Annotated in this window: 11 protein-coding genes and 1 pseudogene; 5 read left to right on the top strand and 7 right to left on the bottom strand. The window is 63.3% G+C overall.

What is annotated here, in order from left to right:
- Positions 1 to 42: 42 nt before the first annotated feature.
- From lpdA to PAN31108_RS27135, 6 genes and pseudogenes are all read right to left on the bottom strand, one after another.
- Complete coding sequence (gene lpdA / locus PAN31108_RS02270) at positions 43 to 1,485, bottom strand: dihydrolipoyl dehydrogenase (protein WP_150667266.1); 1,443 nt, start codon at positions 1,483 to 1,485, stop codon at positions 43 to 45.
- Between the two features lie 94 nt (positions 1,486 to 1,579).
- Positions 1,580 to 2,848 (bottom strand): 2-oxoglutarate dehydrogenase complex dihydrolipoyllysine-residue succinyltransferase, encoded by a 1,269-nt coding sequence (gene odhB, locus PAN31108_RS02275; RefSeq protein WP_150667267.1) that lies wholly within the window; start codon positions 2,846 to 2,848, stop codon positions 1,580 to 1,582.
- Positions 2,849 to 2,937: 89 nt separating this feature from the next.
- On the bottom strand, positions 2,938 to 5,793 hold the full coding sequence (locus PAN31108_RS02280) for a 2-oxoglutarate dehydrogenase E1 component (RefSeq protein WP_370819552.1): 2,856 nt from the start codon (positions 5,791 to 5,793) through the stop codon (positions 2,938 to 2,940).
- Between the two features lie 608 nt (positions 5,794 to 6,401).
- Positions 6,402 to 6,809: a hypothetical protein gene (locus PAN31108_RS02285; RefSeq protein WP_150667269.1), complete on the bottom strand. Its 408-nt coding sequence runs from the start codon at positions 6,807 to 6,809 to the stop codon at positions 6,402 to 6,404.
- A 263-nt stretch (positions 6,810 to 7,072) separates the two neighbouring features.
- A complete protein-coding gene (locus tag PAN31108_RS26960; protein ID WP_370819559.1) occupies positions 7,073 to 8,152 on the bottom strand; it encodes a methyl-accepting chemotaxis protein in 1,080 nt (359 codons plus the stop codon).
- 12 nt (positions 8,153 to 8,164) lie between these two features.
- Positions 8,165 to 8,695: pseudogene (locus tag PAN31108_RS27135) on the bottom strand (Tar ligand binding domain-containing protein); the annotation flags it as partial.
- Between the two features lie 242 nt (positions 8,696 to 8,937).
- Between PAN31108_RS27135 and PAN31108_RS02295 the strand changes: the two are divergent.
- The 5 genes from PAN31108_RS02295 (at position 8,938) to PAN31108_RS02315 (ending at position 14,184) form a co-directional block, all read left to right on the top strand.
- Positions 8,938 to 9,336, top strand: coding sequence for a hypothetical protein (locus PAN31108_RS02295; RefSeq protein ID WP_306440127.1), 399 nt, complete (start codon positions 8,938 to 8,940; stop codon positions 9,334 to 9,336).
- A 119-nt stretch (positions 9,337 to 9,455) separates the two neighbouring features.
- Positions 9,456 to 10,088 (top strand): LysE family translocator, encoded by a 633-nt coding sequence (locus tag PAN31108_RS02300; protein WP_150667271.1) that lies wholly within the window; start codon positions 9,456 to 9,458, stop codon positions 10,086 to 10,088.
- A 218-nt stretch (positions 10,089 to 10,306) separates the two neighbouring features.
- The gene (locus PAN31108_RS02305) at positions 10,307 to 12,847 is read left to right on the top strand and encodes a penicillin-binding protein 1A (RefSeq protein ID WP_246183726.1); all 2,541 of its coding nucleotides are present in this window, start codon (positions 10,307 to 10,309) and stop codon (positions 12,845 to 12,847) included.
- Positions 12,848 to 13,051: 204 nt separating this feature from the next.
- Positions 13,052 to 13,864: an AzlC family ABC transporter permease gene (locus PAN31108_RS02310; RefSeq protein WP_150667272.1), complete on the top strand. Its 813-nt coding sequence runs from the start codon at positions 13,052 to 13,054 to the stop codon at positions 13,862 to 13,864.
- Positions 13,861 to 14,184, top strand: a complete 324-nt coding sequence (locus PAN31108_RS02315) for an AzlD domain-containing protein (RefSeq protein ID WP_150667273.1) — start codon at positions 13,861 to 13,863, stop codon at positions 14,182 to 14,184. The genes PAN31108_RS02310 and PAN31108_RS02315 overlap by 4 nt, the downstream gene beginning before the upstream one ends.
- A 102-nt stretch (positions 14,185 to 14,286) precedes the next feature.
- Here the strand turns inward: PAN31108_RS02315 and gshA are convergent, their stop codons facing one another.
- Complete coding sequence (gene gshA / locus PAN31108_RS02320) at positions 14,287 to 15,876, bottom strand: glutamate--cysteine ligase (protein WP_281350028.1); 1,590 nt, start codon at positions 15,874 to 15,876, stop codon at positions 14,287 to 14,289.
- Between the last annotated feature and the right edge of the window lie 128 nt (positions 15,877 to 16,004).

Consider the following 16,004-nt stretch of genomic DNA (forward strand, 5'->3'; position numbering starts at 1 on the left):
GAGTTGCCTCGCCTTTGTTCATACAGGTAAGCGAAAGACGGCTTACTTGTTCAGTGCACGCTTCTCGACATCGAGGGCGGCTTCACGCATCACTTCCGACAGCGACGGGTGCGGATGGCAGATACGGCCGATGTCTTCCGACGCCGCCTTGAACTCCATCGCCACGACCGCTTCGGCGATCAGGTCCGAAGCGTTCAGGCCGATCACGTGCACGCCGAGGATTTCGTCGGTCTTGGCATCGGCCAACACCTTCACGAAACCGTCCGACGAGCCCATACCCAGCGCACGGCCATTGGCCGCGAACGGGAACTGACCCGGCTTGAACTCACGGCCTTCGGCCTTCAGTTGCTGCTCGGTCTTGCCGACCCATGCGATTTCCGGCGAGGTGTAGATCACCCACGGAATGCAGTTGTAGTCGATGTGCGGCTTCTGACCGGCGATGACTTCGGCAACCAGCACGCCTTCGTCTTCGGCCTTGTGCGCGAGCATCGGGCCACGCACCACGTCACCGATCGCGTAGACGTTCGGCAGCTTGGTACGGCAGTGGTCGTCCACGGGGATGAAACCGCGCTCGTCGGTCGCCAGACCGATGTTGCCCAGGCCCAGATCGTCCGTGTTCGGCACGCGACCGACCGACACGATCAGGCGATCGACTTCGAGCGAGTGCTCCTTGCCGTCCTTGTCCGTGTAGTTGACCGTGACGTTGTTCTTGCCGGTCTTCACTTCGCCGACCTTCACACCGACGTTGATGTCCAGACCTTGCTTCTTGAACTGCTTGGCGGCTTCCTTGGCCACACCGGCATCGGCGGCGGCCAGGAATTCCGGCATGGCTTCGAGCACGGTGACTTCGGCACCGAGGCGGCGCCACACCGAGCCCAGTTCCAGACCGATCACGCCGGCGCCGATCACGCCCAGCTTCTTCGGCACGGTATCGAACGAAAGCGCACCTTCGTTATCCGAGATGAGCTTGTTGTCGACCGGCATGCCCGGCAAATGACGCGCCTTCGAGCCCGTCGCGATGATCACGTGCTTCGCAGTGAACGATTCCGTCGGTTTTTCCGAATCGTTCGGCTTCACGTCGATCTGATAACCGCCGTCGTTCTTGGCGACGAATTTTCCGTGTCCCTGGAGCCACGTGATCTTGTTCTTCTTGAACAGGTACTCGATACCGCCCGTCATCTTGTCGACGATGCCTTGCTTGCGCGCGAGCATCTTGGCGATGTCGATCTTGACATCCGACGTGGTGATACCGTGATCGGCCAGGTGATGGCCGACCTTTTCGAATTCTTCCGACGACGCGAGCAGTGCCTTCGACGGAATGCAACCGACGTTCAGGCACGTGCCGCCCAGCACCATCTTGCTGGCCGGGTTGGTCCACTTTTCGACGCAAGCGACGGTGAAACCGAGTTGAGCGGCACGGATCGCGGCGATATAACCGCCGGGGCCGGCGCCGATAACGACTACATCAAATTCTTTGTTTGCCATTTTGAGACTCAGTGAAGGTTGACGGCAGGGGGAGGCGCGGCGCGCCGACCACGCGATGCATGGTCGGTCGACACCGCGCAGTGCGCGCTAACGCTTACAGGTCGAGCAGCAGGCGCGCCGGATCTTCCAGCGCTTCCTTCATGGCGACGAGGCTCAGCACGGCTTCGCGACCGTCGATGATGCGGTGGTCGTAGCTCATGGCGAGGTAGTTCATCGGGCGGATGACGATCTCGCCGTTTTCCACGACCGCGCGGTCCTTCGTGGCGTGCACGCCGAGAATGGCCGACTGCGGCGGGTTGATGATCGGGGTCGACAGCATCGAGCCGAACACACCGCCGTTCGAGATCGAGAACGTACCGCCGGTCATTTCTTCGATCGACAGCTTGCCGTCGGCAGCCTTCTTGCCGTACTCGGCGATCTTCTTTTCGATGTCGGCCAGGCTCATCTGGTCGGCATTGCGCAGGATCGGCACCACCAGACCACGCGGCGAGCCGACGGCGATGCCGATGTCGAAGTAGCCGTGGTAGACGATGTCGTTACCGTCGATCGAGGCGTTCACGGCCGGGTATTTCTTGAGGGCGTGCACGGCGGCCTTGACGAAGAACGACATGAAACCCAGCTTGACGCCGTGTTCCTTCTCGAACTTGTCCTTGTACTTGTTGCGCAGATCCATCACCGGCTTCATGTTGACCTCGTTGAACGTGGTCAGAATGGCGTTGGTCTGTTGCGATTGCAGCAGGCGCTCGGCGATACGGGCGCGCAGGCGCGACATCGGCACGCGCTGCTCCGGACGGCCTTCGAGCGACTGGTCGCGGCCGGTCGGGGCGGCGACGGACGGCAGTGCGGCGCGTTGCGCCGGCGCCGGGATCGACGAAGCGGCCACGGCGGCCGGCTTGGCGCCGGCGGCCAGGGCGTCGCCCTTGGTCACGCGGCCGTCGCGGCCCGAACCGGCGACGTCGCCGGCCGACAGGTTCTTCTCGGCCAGCACCTTGGCAGCGGCCGGGCTGGCGATATTGCCCGAAGCACCACCGGCTGCGGGGGCAGCGGTCGGGGCGGCAGCGGCGGCCGGCGCAGCGGCTTCAGCCGGCTTGGCGGCGACCGGCGCGGCGGCGCCTGCCTTGGCTTCGGTGTCGATCTTGGCGATGATTTGTTCGGACGTCACGGTGTCGCCGGCGGAGGCGGACACTTCGACGAGCACGCCAGCCGCCGGGGCCGGCACTTCGAGCACGACCTTGTCGGTCTCGACTTCAATGATGGTTTCATCCTGAGCGAATGCTTCGCCGACTTTCTTCTTCCAGTCGAGCAGCGTGCCTTCGGAAACCGACTCGGAAAACTGGGGGACTTTGACTTCAACAATGGCCATTTCTGGATCCTGGATTCGATAAACGTTCAATTCGGAAATACGGCAGCGGCCGTCCCTGGGGGAGGACGACCGCTGTAAGACCTAACCGGTTACTGCACCACAGTCGCGCTCTTCAGGCTGCGACCGAAAGCGACGTCGAGCAGCGACTTGAGCTGTTCGTAGTGCTTGGCGTAGTAGCCCACCGCAGGCGAGGCCGATGCCGGACGACCGGCGTATGCCAGCTTCTGACCGGCGCTCATGGCTTCGAGCAGGTGGTGCTCGATGTAGAACCACGGACCCTGGTTTTGCGGTTCGTCCTGGGCCCACACCACTTCGGTGAGGTTTTCGTACTTCTTCAGCTCGTTCTCGAACGCCTTGTGCGGGAACGGGTAGAGCTGTTCCACACGCACGATCGCCACGTCGTTCGACTTCTCTTCACGACGGCGAGCAATCAGGTCGTAGTACAGGCGGCCCGAGCAGGCGATGACGCGCTTGACCTTGTTGGCGTCGATCGCGGCGTCGGCTTCGCCGATGACGGTCTGGAAACCGCCCTTGACGAGTTCCGACAGATCGCTCACGGCTTCCTTGTGACGCAGCAACGACTTCGGCGTGAACACGATCAGCGGCTTGCGCTGCTGACGGATCATCTGACGACGCAGCACGTGGAAAATCTGTGCCGGCGTGGTCGGCTGCACCACTTCCATGTTCGTATCGGCGCACAGTTGCAGGTAGCGCTCCATACGTGCGGACGAGTGTTCCGGCCCCTGGCCTTCGTAGCCGTGCGGCAGCAGCATCGTCAGGCCCGACACGCGGCCCCACTTCACTTCACCGCTCGAGATGAACTGGTCGATCACGACCTGCGCACCGTTGGCGAAGTCGCCGAACTGGCCTTCCCACAGCACCATCGTGTTCGGTTCGGCGGTCGAATAACCGTATTCGAAGCCCAGCACCGCCTCTTCGGACAGCACCGAGTCGATCACCGTGAAGTTGGCCTGACCGTCCGCCACGTGTTGCAGCGGGGTGTAAGTACCGTCGTTCCAGCGCTCACGGTTCTGATCGTGCAGCACGGCGTGACGGTGCGTGAACGTGCCACGGCCGGCATCCTGACCGGTCAGACGCACGGCAAAGCCCGATGCAACCAGCGAAGCGAACGCGAGATGCTCGCCCATCCCCCAGTCGAGCGGCTGCTCGCCGACACCCATCTTGCGACGGTCGTTGATGACCTTCTCGACGAGCGGGTGGACCTTGAAGTTTTCCGGAATGGTCGTGATGCGCTCGGCCAGTCGCTTGATTTCTGCGAGCGGCACCGCCGTATCGGCCTTGTCGATGTACTTCTTGTTCAGGAACGGCACCCAGTCGACGGCGTACTTGCTCTTGTAGTTCGAGAGCACCGGATCGACCGTGTGATGACCGTCGTCCATGGCCGAACGGTAAGCCTTCACGAAGCCTTCGCCTTCTTCGGCCGTGATCACGCCTTGCGTGACCAGCTTCTCGACGTACAGCGCGCGCGTGCCCGGGTGTTGAGCGATCTTCTTGTACATCAGCGGCTGCGTCACCGCCGGGGTGTCCTGCTCGTTGTGGCCCAGTTTGCGGAAGCAAACGATGTCCACCACAGCATCCTTCTTGAATTCCTGACGGAATTCGAGGGCCAGTTGCATGGCCAGCACGACCGCTTCCGGATCGTCGCCGTTCACGTGCAGCACCGGCGCTTCGATCATCTTGACCACGTCCGAGCAGTACGTCGTCGAGCGGGCGTCACGCGGATCCGACGTGGTGAAGCCGATCTGGTTGTTGATGACGATGTGCACCGTGCCATGCGTGCCGTAACCGCGCGTTTGCGCGAGGTTCAGCGTTTCCATCACGACGCCCTGACCTGCGAAAGCGGCGTCGCCGTGCACTTGCACCGCCAGCACGCTGGCCGCGTCGGCTTCGCCGCGACGGTCCATACGGGCCTTGGCCGAACCTTCGACCACCGGGTTCACGATTTCGAGGTGCGACGGGTTGAATGCGAGCGACAGGTGGACCGGCCCCCCCGTCGTCGAGACATCGCTCGAGAAGCCCTTGTGGTACTTCACGTCACCGGCCGGCAGGTCGTCGACGTGCTTGCCTTCGAATTCGGCGAACAGGTCCGACGGCATCTTGCCGAGGGTGTTGACCAGCACGTTCAGACGGCCGCGGTGGGCCATGCCGATCACGATTTCCTGCACGCCCTTGCCGCCGGCGTGGTGCACGAGTTCGTCCATCGCCACGATGAACGATTCGCCGCCTTCGAGCGAGAAGCGCTTCTGGCCGACGAACTTGGTATGCAGATAACGCTCGAGACCTTCAGCGGCCGTCAGGCGTTCGAGGATGTGCTTCTTCTTTTCAGCGGTGAAGTTAGGCGTAGCACGCACCTTCTCCAGACGCTCCTGCCACCAGCGCTTTTGCACCGGATCGCTGATGTACATGTACTCGGCGCCGATCGAGCCGCAGTACGTGTCGCGCAGCGCCTTGAGCAGATCGCGCAGGCTGGCTTGTTCGAAACCGAAGTACGTGTTCTCGGCCGAGTACACGCTGTCCATGTCGGCTTCGGTCAGGTCGTAGAACGCGGGTTCCAGTTCCGGAATGGCCGGACGTTCCTGGCGCTTGAGCGGGTCCAGATTGGCCCAGCGTGCGCCGAGAAAGCGGTAGGCGGCGACCAGCGACTGCACGTGCACCTGCTTGCGGGCAACGGCCAGATCGGACGCGCCGGCATGCGACACGAAGGCATTGGCCTTGGCGCGCTGGGCGAACGACTCCACGATCGGGGCGTGAGCCACGTCGTTGGCGTTGGAACCATCAACAGCGGGAACGTTTTGCAGCGCGTCGAAATACTGGCGCCAGTTGTCCGGCACGGAAGCCGGATTATCAAGATACGATTCGTACAGTTCTTCGACGTAGGGGGCATTGCCGCCGAAGAGGTACGAGTTCGCTTGGAATTGTTCCATCAAACTCATTTTGCGCTCACCTTTTCTACGAGTGTCTCGAGAAATAGCGGGTTACGAAACCTTCCGCGACACGGCCTGACCGATTAGCGGATTGCGAGAATCAAGTGGTGCTTGGAAGGACCTGATCAATCACGGCGTGGAGCATAGCACGTTTTCCCGGCGATCACCGCCCCGGAAAGCCGTCGTACGGGGACTTGCGGGGTGTCCGCCGCATGGGTCGCAACGCACCGCATGCGAGGTGCAGAACGGTCGGTCGCCTCGTTGCGATCATGCGCGCATCCGACCCCGATTTCACATCACCTGCCCTCGATTTGCCCGACAACATGCCGTCATCACGCACCCTTACCGCGTATTTCCGTTACGCGTCGGGCGCACGTCGGGTGCACGCCTTTATCGTGCCCCTTTACACTGATATGGAAAATAAATATATAAGAATTGGTTTTTATTATTTTAATTTCTAAAGACGACCATCCATGGTGTTGGGTGTCTGGCCGGGCGCTTCCCGATAAACAAAAAGCCCCGGCGTCTGCACGCCAAGGCTTTGTCCGCATGAATCTCGGGCAGTCTGCGGAATCTGCCGAACCTTGCGCGGCAGACGTCGTCTCGCGTCAGTCCGTGCTTCCCGAGTAAGGTACGAGGCAGCGTTTGACCGTTTTTTCGTAGTCGCGGGAGAGATGGCTGCCGGGCGTCTCGAAGTATTGGATGCGTGCGCCGAAGCCGCCCTGTGCGATATCGACGTACGGGTTGTACGTCGCCTTGCCCTCCTTGTCCGGTCCGGCATACACGCGCACACGGTCCCAGCCGTCACGTGCGTACGATGTCGAGTCGACGTTACGCGACAGTTCACCCCAGCCGTGATAGATGCAGTTGAGCACCATGAAGCGATCGGCATCGGTGCCTTGATCGAGCAGTCGCCCCGTCACCGGATCGGGCCGGCTCATCTGATTGATCGGGCCACAACCGGCCATCACGCCGGCCAGCACTGCCATCGTCGCCATCAGCGCCACTCGATTCATACTTCGACATCCTCAACTGAGCAAAAGATGGGCAATGGTACCCGGTTCGGCACGCCACCGCCATGAACACGCCCATCCGATGCCGTCCCGACCGCCCTATCGGCTGCGCCCTCGCCCGCCTTTCAGCTCTCACGCATCCAGCACGCCTCCTGTACTCTGCCTGCACGCTGCCTGCACTCCGTCTGCCCCAACCCGCTCTCAGCTTGCGATCAGCGCGCCACGCCAGCCGAGTGTGACGAGACTCACCGGGATTCCCTGAAGGCTCAGGCAGCCAGCGACAGCGTGGCGCCGTCTACGGCATGCAACGCCGGGCGCTTTGCTCCGCCCGACGCCGCCCCTTCTTCCCCGAGCCGGAAACGCGCCATTTCCTCCCGCAGCGCGTTCGTCTGATCCTCCAGCGACGCGGCCGCCGCAGCCGCCTGCTCCACGAGCGCCGCGTTTTGCTGCGTGACGGCATCCATCTGCGTGACGGCCTGATTCACCTGCTCGATGCCGCCGCTCTGCTCATCGGACGCCGCCGAAATCTCGCCCATGATGTCGGTCACGCGCTGCACCGCTTGCAGGATTTCATCCATCGTGCGGCCCGCTTCCGTGACGAGCGACGAGCCGTCCGCCACCTTCTGTGCCGATGCCTCGATCAGCGCCTTGATTTCGCGAGCCGCCGTCGCGCTGCGCTGCGCCAGCGTGCGTACCTCGCCTGCCACCACCGCGAAGCCGCGTCCCTGCTCGCCCGCACGCGCCGCTTCGACGGCGGCGTTCAGCGCCAGGATGTTGGTCTGGAATGCGATGCCGTCGATGACCGCGATAATGTCCACGACCTGCGACGAACTCGCCGAGATGCCCTGCATCGTGTCCACCACGCGCGCCACGACCTGACCACCGCGCGCGGCGATATCCGAAGCGTTCACCGCCAGTTGGCTTGCCTGCCGAGCGTTGTCGGCGTTCTGCTTCACCGTGGCCGTCAACTGCTCCATCGACGACGCGGTCTCCTCGAGCGACGCCGCCTGCTGCTCGGTACGCGCCGACAGGTCGGTATTGCCCGCCGAAATTTCCGCAGTCGCCGTCGCCATCGTTTCGCAGCTATGCCGCACGCCGCGAATCGTGTCGGCCAGGCGCGACTGCATCGTCTCCAGACCGCGCATGAGCATCGACATCTCGTCCTTGCCGCGTACGTGCACCGGGTTGTCGAGTTGCCCCGCAGAGATGTGCTCGAAGTGCGTCAGCGCTTCTTTCAGGGGACGCATGATCGCGCCGCGCAGCGAGAAGTAGCAGGCGATGGCCATGAGCACGCCCAGCACCGTCGCACCGATGCTCAGCCAGCGAAACGCCACGAGTTCCACCATCGACGCCTCGTAAGTCTCTCGCCCGAGCTTCAACTTGTAGGCGGCCAGCGCGTCGCTCGCCGTGGTGAGCGCAGCGTAATGCTTGGGCAGGACGTTCATGGTGATGTCGTCCATGGCGGTGCGATCGCGCGCGTCGATTGCGGCGAGCATCGGCTCCATGCCCTGATCGAAGAACACCGCGCGACGCGCGGCGACGTCGTCCGCCAGGCGCTGTTCCTCCGCGCCATGCGGCAGTGCCTGATAGGCGACCCATGCCGCGTTCGCCTCCTTGATCATGCTGCGCGCGCGCGCGGCGATCTTGTCGGCGTCGGGCGATTCGGGATGCAGCACCACGCGATCGAGAATGGCGCGCGTGCGTGCCAGCGTCGCGTTATCTTTACCCAGCTCGACGGTGGCGGCGAGGTGATTGGCATACGTCTCGCGAAGCGCATTACCGGTACGCGTCATACCGGCAATACCCAACGCGCCCAGCAAAATCAATAACACCGCCAACAGCGCCATCGTGATGCCCAGGCGCGCCTTGATCGAAAAGCTTCGAAACATGCTGTCGTCTCCGTCTTACGTGGTGGCTACCTCAACCCTGTCCGACCTCTGCCGGGCCGTTCATACTTGTCACATCGGCGTATCTCACGTCAGACTTAAGCGTCCTGCGGGTTTACGTGCCCGTGATTTACGTGCCCGTGAGTCAGAATGCCGATCCGCGCGAGATGGATGGATATCAGTCGCCGCTCATGCGCGAAGGTCGGAAAGCGACGTGCTGCGGACCGAAACGAAAGCGCGTGGGAATGGCACTGGAAAAACAGCAAGTCACTGTGCGCGAATTGCGGGAGTCAACGGGATCGTATTACGTTTTTTATATATATACGCAATATATTCGGATCATGATCGAGGGACTTGAGAAACTGTTGGCCGCAGGCAAAGACAACGCGCTGCTGCGCTTCGGCCTGGGCAAGGCCTATCTCGACGGGCAGCATTTCGCCATCGCCGCGGATCATCTGGCGCACTGTGTGGCGTTCGACCCGGCTTATACGGCGGCCTGGAAGCTCCTCGGTAAGGCGCGGCAAGGCGCCGGTGACGCGGACGGCGCGCGAGAAGCATGGACGCGCGGCATCGCTGCCGCGCAGGCGCATGGCGATCGCCAAGCCGAGAAGGAAATGACCGTTTTTCTCAAACGGCTGGGCTGAATTCCTACCGTGTAACTGCGCCGCTCCGGCGAGCCGGCGAGCCCCTTGCAGGCGTGGTATCTTGCAACCTCTCCTTATCCAATACCGCGAACGCTTCGCGCGTTCGGGACATCCATACAATGCCTGATACCTCCACCTGGCTCGCCTTTGCTCTGGTCGCCATCGGCATGGCCCTGACGCCGGGACCGAACATGATGTATCTGGTCTCGCGTTCGCTGTGTCAGGGTCCTGCCGCCGGGCTCGTCTCCCTCGGCGGCGTGGCGCTCGCTTTCGTCTTTTACATGCTGTGCGCCGCGTTCGGTATCACGGCCCTGCTCTTCGCCGTACCGTTCGCCTACGATGCGCTGCGCTTCGGCGGCGCGATCTATTTGCTCTGGCTGTCATGGCAAGCGCTCAAGCCGGGTGGCCGCTCGCCGTTCGAGGTCAGTACGCTGCCCAAGGACAGCAATCGCCGTCTTTTCATGATGGGCCTGCTGACTTCGGTGCTGAATCCGAAAATTGCGATGCTCTATCTCGCGCTGCTGCCGCAGTTCGTCCACCCCGAGCATGGCAGCGTGCTGACGCAGTCGCTGGCGCTCGGCGCCACGCAGATCGTCGGCAGTGTGGTGGTGAACGCGTCCATCGCGCTGTCGGCAGGCGCCATTTCGCGATTCCTCGGTCAACGCCCTGCCTGGCTGCGCATTCAGCGCTACCTCATGGGCGGGATGCTCGGCGCGCTGGCCGTGCGCATGGCGACGGAAGCCCGGCGCTGAGCGTTACCGCGCCGCCGACCGGGATTTCTCGGGGGACCGGCGAACGCCGGCCCCACCTGCCGTTCTAATACTTCGCAGTCTGCTACGCGTGCACCCCTCCCATTTTTTTGGAGGGTGACGCCCCGGCCGTGGCATACTGCTTCGATTTCGCCGCGCGGCGGGGATCCACGCAGCGCTAGGCCGGCCGGCCTGTTCCCATCCTGCATTTTTCGTTGGGTATGTCCTTGAAGCATTGTTTGCCGCCTCGTGCGCCGTCGCATCACGCGCACCGCAAGTCCCCCGTCATTCCCCACCTGGCGCAGTCGCCCCACGCCGCCTCGCCTTTCCCTCTCGGTCCCGATCGGCCCGGTCGCGCCAGCCGCCACGGGCGCCAGCGAGGATTCGGCACGATTGCGGTCGTCTTTGCCACGCTGGCAGGGTTGGCGGTCGTCGCGGCGCTGATCGTCGGCTATGCGCTGATCGTCATGCGCCCGAACCTGCCGCCGCTCGACGTCATCACCGACTACCGTCCCAAGGTGCCGCTGCGGGTCTATACCGCCGATAACGTGCTGATCGGCGAATTCGGCGAAGAGCGCCGCAGTCTGGTGACCATCGACCAGATTCCGGACGTCATGAAGAAGGCGGTCCTCGCCATCGAAGACTATCGCTTCTACGATCACGGCGGCGTCGACTTCATCGGGATTCTGCGCGCCGGCGTCTCCGACGTGCTGCACGGTGGCGCAGCACAGGGCGCCAGCACGATCACCATGCAGGTCGCCCGCAACTTCTTCCTCTCGCGCGAGAAGACGGCTACCCGCAAGATTTACGAAATGCTGCTGGCGTACAAGATCGAGTCCGCGCTGTCGAAGGACAAGATTCTCGAGCTGTACATGAACCAGATCTATCTGGGCCAACGCGCCTACGGCTTCGCCAGCGCGGCGCGCATCTACTTCGGCAAGGACCTCAAGGACATCACGCTCGGCGAGGCGGCCATGCTCGCCGGCCTGCCCAAAGCACCGTCCGCCTACAACCCGATCGTCAATCCGAAGCGCGCGAAGATTCGTCAGGAATACATCCTCAAGCGCATGCTCGATCTGGGCTACATCTCGCGCAATCAATACGAAGACGCGCTGCATGAGCCGATTCGCACGCGCACGTCCGGCAACGAGTACAACGTGCACGCCGAATATGTCGCCGAAATGGTGCGTCAGGCGGTGTACGACGAATACAAGGACGACGCCTACACACGCGGCCTGACCGTCATCACGACCCTCGACTCCAAGAAGCAGCAAGCGGCTTATGAAGCGGTGCGTGCCGGCGTGCTCGATTACGAGCGCCGCCACGCCTATCGCGGCCCCGAGGGTTTTGTCGAACTGCCTGCGGCGATGCCCGATCGTCAGCAACTGATCGAAGACACGCTGCTGGAACATCCGGAAAACGGCGATCTGGTCGCTGCTGTGGTCGTGGCGGCGAGCGCGTCGCAAGTCACCGCCGTGCCGCTGTCGGGCGATGCGGCCGTCATCAACGGCGACGGCATCGGCTTCGCCGCCGCCGCGTTGTCGCCCAGGGCGAGCGAGAAGGTGCGTATCCGCCCCGGGTCGATCATCCGCGTGATGAAGGACGCACGTGGCAAGTGGCGCATCTCGCAGTTGCCCGAAGTGCAAGGCTCGCTCGTCTCGCTGTCGCCGGACGACGGCGCTATCCGAGCCCTCATCGGCGGGTTCGACTTCAACCAGAGCAAGTTCAATCGTGCGACGCAGGCATGGCGTCAGCCGGGTTCGACCTTCAAACCGGTGGTCTACTCGGCAGCCATCGAGAAAGGCGTGAGCCCGGCGACGATGGTGATGGACGGGCCGCTGAATCTGCCGCCCGCACAGACCGGTGGTCAGGCGTGGGATCCGCATGACGACGACGCCTTCAGCGGTCCGATGACGGTGCGTGAAGGCTTGCAACGCTCGAAGAATCTGGTGGCGATTCGCCTGCTGCAATTCGCCGGCACACAGTACACGCAGGACTACGCTACGCGTTTCGGTTTCGATGCCGATAAGGTACCGCCGTATCTGCCGATGGCGCTGGGTGCAGGGCAGACCACGCCGCTGCAACTGGCCGGCGCGTACGCCGTGTTTGCGAATGGCGGCTATCGTGTCGCGCCGTATCTCATCAGCGAGATTCGCGATGCGCGCGGCAACGTGCTCAACAAGGCCACGCCGGTCGTTGCGGGCGTCAATGCCGCCCGCGCCATCTCCGCACCGAATGCGTACATCATGAACAGCCTGCTGCAATCGGTGGCGCAACGCGGGACCGGTTCGGGCACGAACGTGCTCAAGCGCACCGACATCGGCGGCAAGACCGGCACGACGAACGACGCCGTCGATGGCTGGTTCGCCGGATATCAGCGCACGCTCGTCGCCGTGGCATGGCTCGGCTTCGATCAGCCCAAAACGCTGGGCAGCCGCGAGTTCGGCGCGCAACTGGCGCTGCCCGTCTGGCTCAAGTACATGGGCGTGGCGCTCAACGGCGTGCCGCAACAGCAAATGCCGATGCCCGAGGGCGTGAGCGTCGTGAATGGCGAACTGTACGAATCCGACAAACTGCCGGGCAACGGCTTCGTCGCGAGCATCGGTATCGACGATAACGGCGGCGGCTTCTCGCTGCCGTTCTTCGGTAACAATTCGCCGTCGTCGGCGTCACCGCCGCCCGCCGCAGGTCAGCCGCCCTCGCCCGGCGGCGCCGATGCCAGCGAGAAAGCGCGTATTCTCGATATGTTCAAGCATCCCTGAAGCCCCGGCAGGAGGACATCAGCGCCTTCGCCATCCACGCTCGATACGTTTTCGCAACGGCCGCCTGTCAGGCGGCCGTTTTTTACATGCATGCGCGCCTGAGATCGTGCCGAGCGCAAGAACGTACAAGCGTCCAGGGGACGCAAACCGCTATCCTGCGGATTCGACGTATTCCCACTGCGCCCAACTCAGGAACGTTTCACCATGCCGGTTCTGTCCCGCGCGGCAAGCTTTGCCGCAGGCGCTCGCGATACCGTACCGATGATCGTCGGTGCGGCCCCGTTCGGCCTGATCTTCGGCGCGCTGGTTGCCACGACGCCGCTTGCGCTGTGGCACGGCCAGCTCATGTCGCTCTCAGTGTTCGCCGGTTCCAGCCAGTTCATCGCTGCCGGGCTGTTTGCAACCGGCGTGGGTTACGTCGTGCTTTGGGCAACGACGCTGATCGTCAATCTGCGTCACATGCTGTACGCCGCCAACCTGCTGCCGCACGTCAGGCATCTGAACTGGCGTTGGCGCGCCGTGCTCGGATTCCTGCTGACGGACGAAACCTTTGCCGTCACAAGCAGCCACTTCCACCGGCATCGCGCCGACCCGATGGGGCACTGGTACTTCCTCGGTTCGGGCCTCTCGATGTATGTGAACTGGCAAGCGTGGACGCTGGCCGGCCTGCTGTTCGGCGCAGCATTCCCGCGTTTGCAAACGTTGGGACTCGACTTCGCGATGGTGGCGACGTTCATCGCGATCATCGTGCCGCAAATGGCGCGCCTGCCGTGGGCCGTCGCGACGGTGGTAGCGGGCGCAGCGGCGTATCTGTGCCGGGGGCTGCCTTACAAGCTCGGGTTGCTCGTCGCCGTCGCGCTCGGCATTGCGGCGGGCATGCTGGCGCTGCATGCGCGGCGTCGCGACGGTGCGCGTCCGCCCCCGGAGTCCGACACCGGCGCACCGAGCGAGCGCGCCGAGGCAAACGAGCGTCCCGATCTGCGGGCAGAGCAAGCGTGCGCAGGTGCCTCGCAATGAACTATGTACTGGCCATTCTCGGCATGGCGGCAGTGACCTTCGCGGTCAAAGCCAGCATCTTCGTGCTTGGCGATCGCGTGCGCTTTCCCGAGTGGTTGCGTGAGGCGCTGTCGTTCGTTCCGGTCACGGTGCTCACGGCAATCATCGTGCCGATGACCCTGGCGCCCCATGGCAACGGACTCGAATTGACGTGGCGCAATCCACAACTCGTGGCAGCCCTCGTCGCGATCGCGGTGTGTGCCGCAACGCGCCACCCGTTGCTGACGATCGGTGCCGGACTGGCGGTGTTCTTCGGCTGGCAACTGGGCGTGCTCGGATAAGAAAAAAGCGCCTCGCGAGCGCTTTTTCCATTCCCTGATGTCGAGCTTCGTGGATACCGTGGACGCCTCGTCAGGCGCGATCGACGCTCGACGCCATGTCCGTCAGACGCTCACCGTGCCGAGCGTTCCTGCACGATAGGCGGCCACGAAGGCATCGAAGTCACCGACTTGCGTGCGTTCGAGTTCAGCCTGCGCGTCGAGCGACTTGCGGGCGAGCGTCTCGAAATGATCGACGACGGCCGCATCGAGCGGCATATCGCGCAGCGTCTGTGCATGACGCCGGCTCTGATCCAGCGCAAATGCCTGAAACGCACCGCCCTTCGTGCCGCGCAGCGGTTCGAGCGCGGCCATCACGCGTGCGGACGGCGTGAGCGACACATCCTGCACCTTGGCGCGTTGCAGCGCCATCGAATGCGCATAATGAGCGCCGCCGCGTTGCGCGTCGAACGCAGCGGCCGTGCGGTCGATGCGATCGAGCAATGCTTCGGCCCAGTCGAACAACGTGATGGCCTCGCCGCCACGATGCAGCACCAGTCCCGGCTTGCGACCTTCTTTCACGACATGCGCGAAGTTATCGCGATTTTCCACGTTCTCGGCGTTCGAGCATGACGGGCTGTGCTCCAGCGCGCAGAACAACAGGAAAGCATCGATGAAGCGCGCCGTGTCGACGTCGATACCGACCGGCTGGAACGGATCGATGTCGATACAGCGCACTTCGACGTACTGCACACCGCGACGCGCCAGCGCCTGCACCGGGCGCTCGCCGCTGTACGTCACGCGCTTCGGACGGATCGTCGCGTAGAACTCGTTTTCGATTTGCAGCAGATTCGTCGAGAGCTGAATCCACTCGCCGTCACGCTTCGTCCCGAGCGCCTCGTAGGCCGGATGCGGCTGGCTGACGGCTTGCGTAAGGGCGTCGATATAGCTCGGTAGGCAGTCGTAGCACGGCGAGACTTCCGACTGCGCGCTGTTCTGGTACCCCAGATCGCTCATGCGCAGGCTGGTCGCATAAGGCAGGCCGAGCGTGCCTTCGTCGTAGGTATCGAGGCCGTGATCGCGCCCGCGCAGAAACTCGGCGTGCAGCACCGGCGACGCGCCGAACAGATACATCAGCAGCCAGCTGTAACGGCGGAAATTGCGAATGAGCGCGACATAACGCGCGGACTGATAGTCGCGCGCGGATTCTTTCGACCCTTCGGCCTCACGCAGCAATTCCCACACCGGTTCGGCCAGCGAGAAGTTGTAGTGAATGCCGGCGATGCATTGCATCGGCTTGCCGTAGCGCAGCGCCAGACCGCGACGATAGACATGCTTGAGCATGCCGATGTGCGACGTGCCGTAATCGGCGATCGGGATCACCGCTTCCGGCGGCAACGCGGGCGGCATCGAATCGCTCCACAGCAGTTCCGCGCCGAGCTTGCGGTAAGCGAACTGGTGAATTTCGTCCAGACGGGCGATGACGTCGGCGGCGTCGCGTTGCGGCGGCGTGATGAATTCGAGCAGGGCTTCCGAGTAATCGGTGGTGATTTCGTCGTTGGTCAGAGCGGAGCCGAGCGCACGCGGGTGCGGCGTCAGGGCGAGTGCACCATTATCTTCGACGCGCAGCGTTTCACGTTCGATGCCCGACAGCCCCTGACCGAGCAGATCCCGGTGCGCGGGCTGCATGAGGCGCGCCAGACGCTGGTCGAGCAACGCGTGAGCGTCGGTTTGGCCGGCGTGAGCGGTGGGTTCGTTTTGACGATTCTGGCCATTCTGGCGATTCTGGCGATTCTGGTTTTCCAACTTCCATCCCTCTGGACAAGCGCAGTGCTTTGGCATGG

It is taken from the genome of Pandoraea anhela, from assembly GCF_902459655.1.
Classification (GTDB): domain Bacteria; phylum Pseudomonadota; class Gammaproteobacteria; order Burkholderiales; family Burkholderiaceae; genus Pandoraea; species Pandoraea anhela.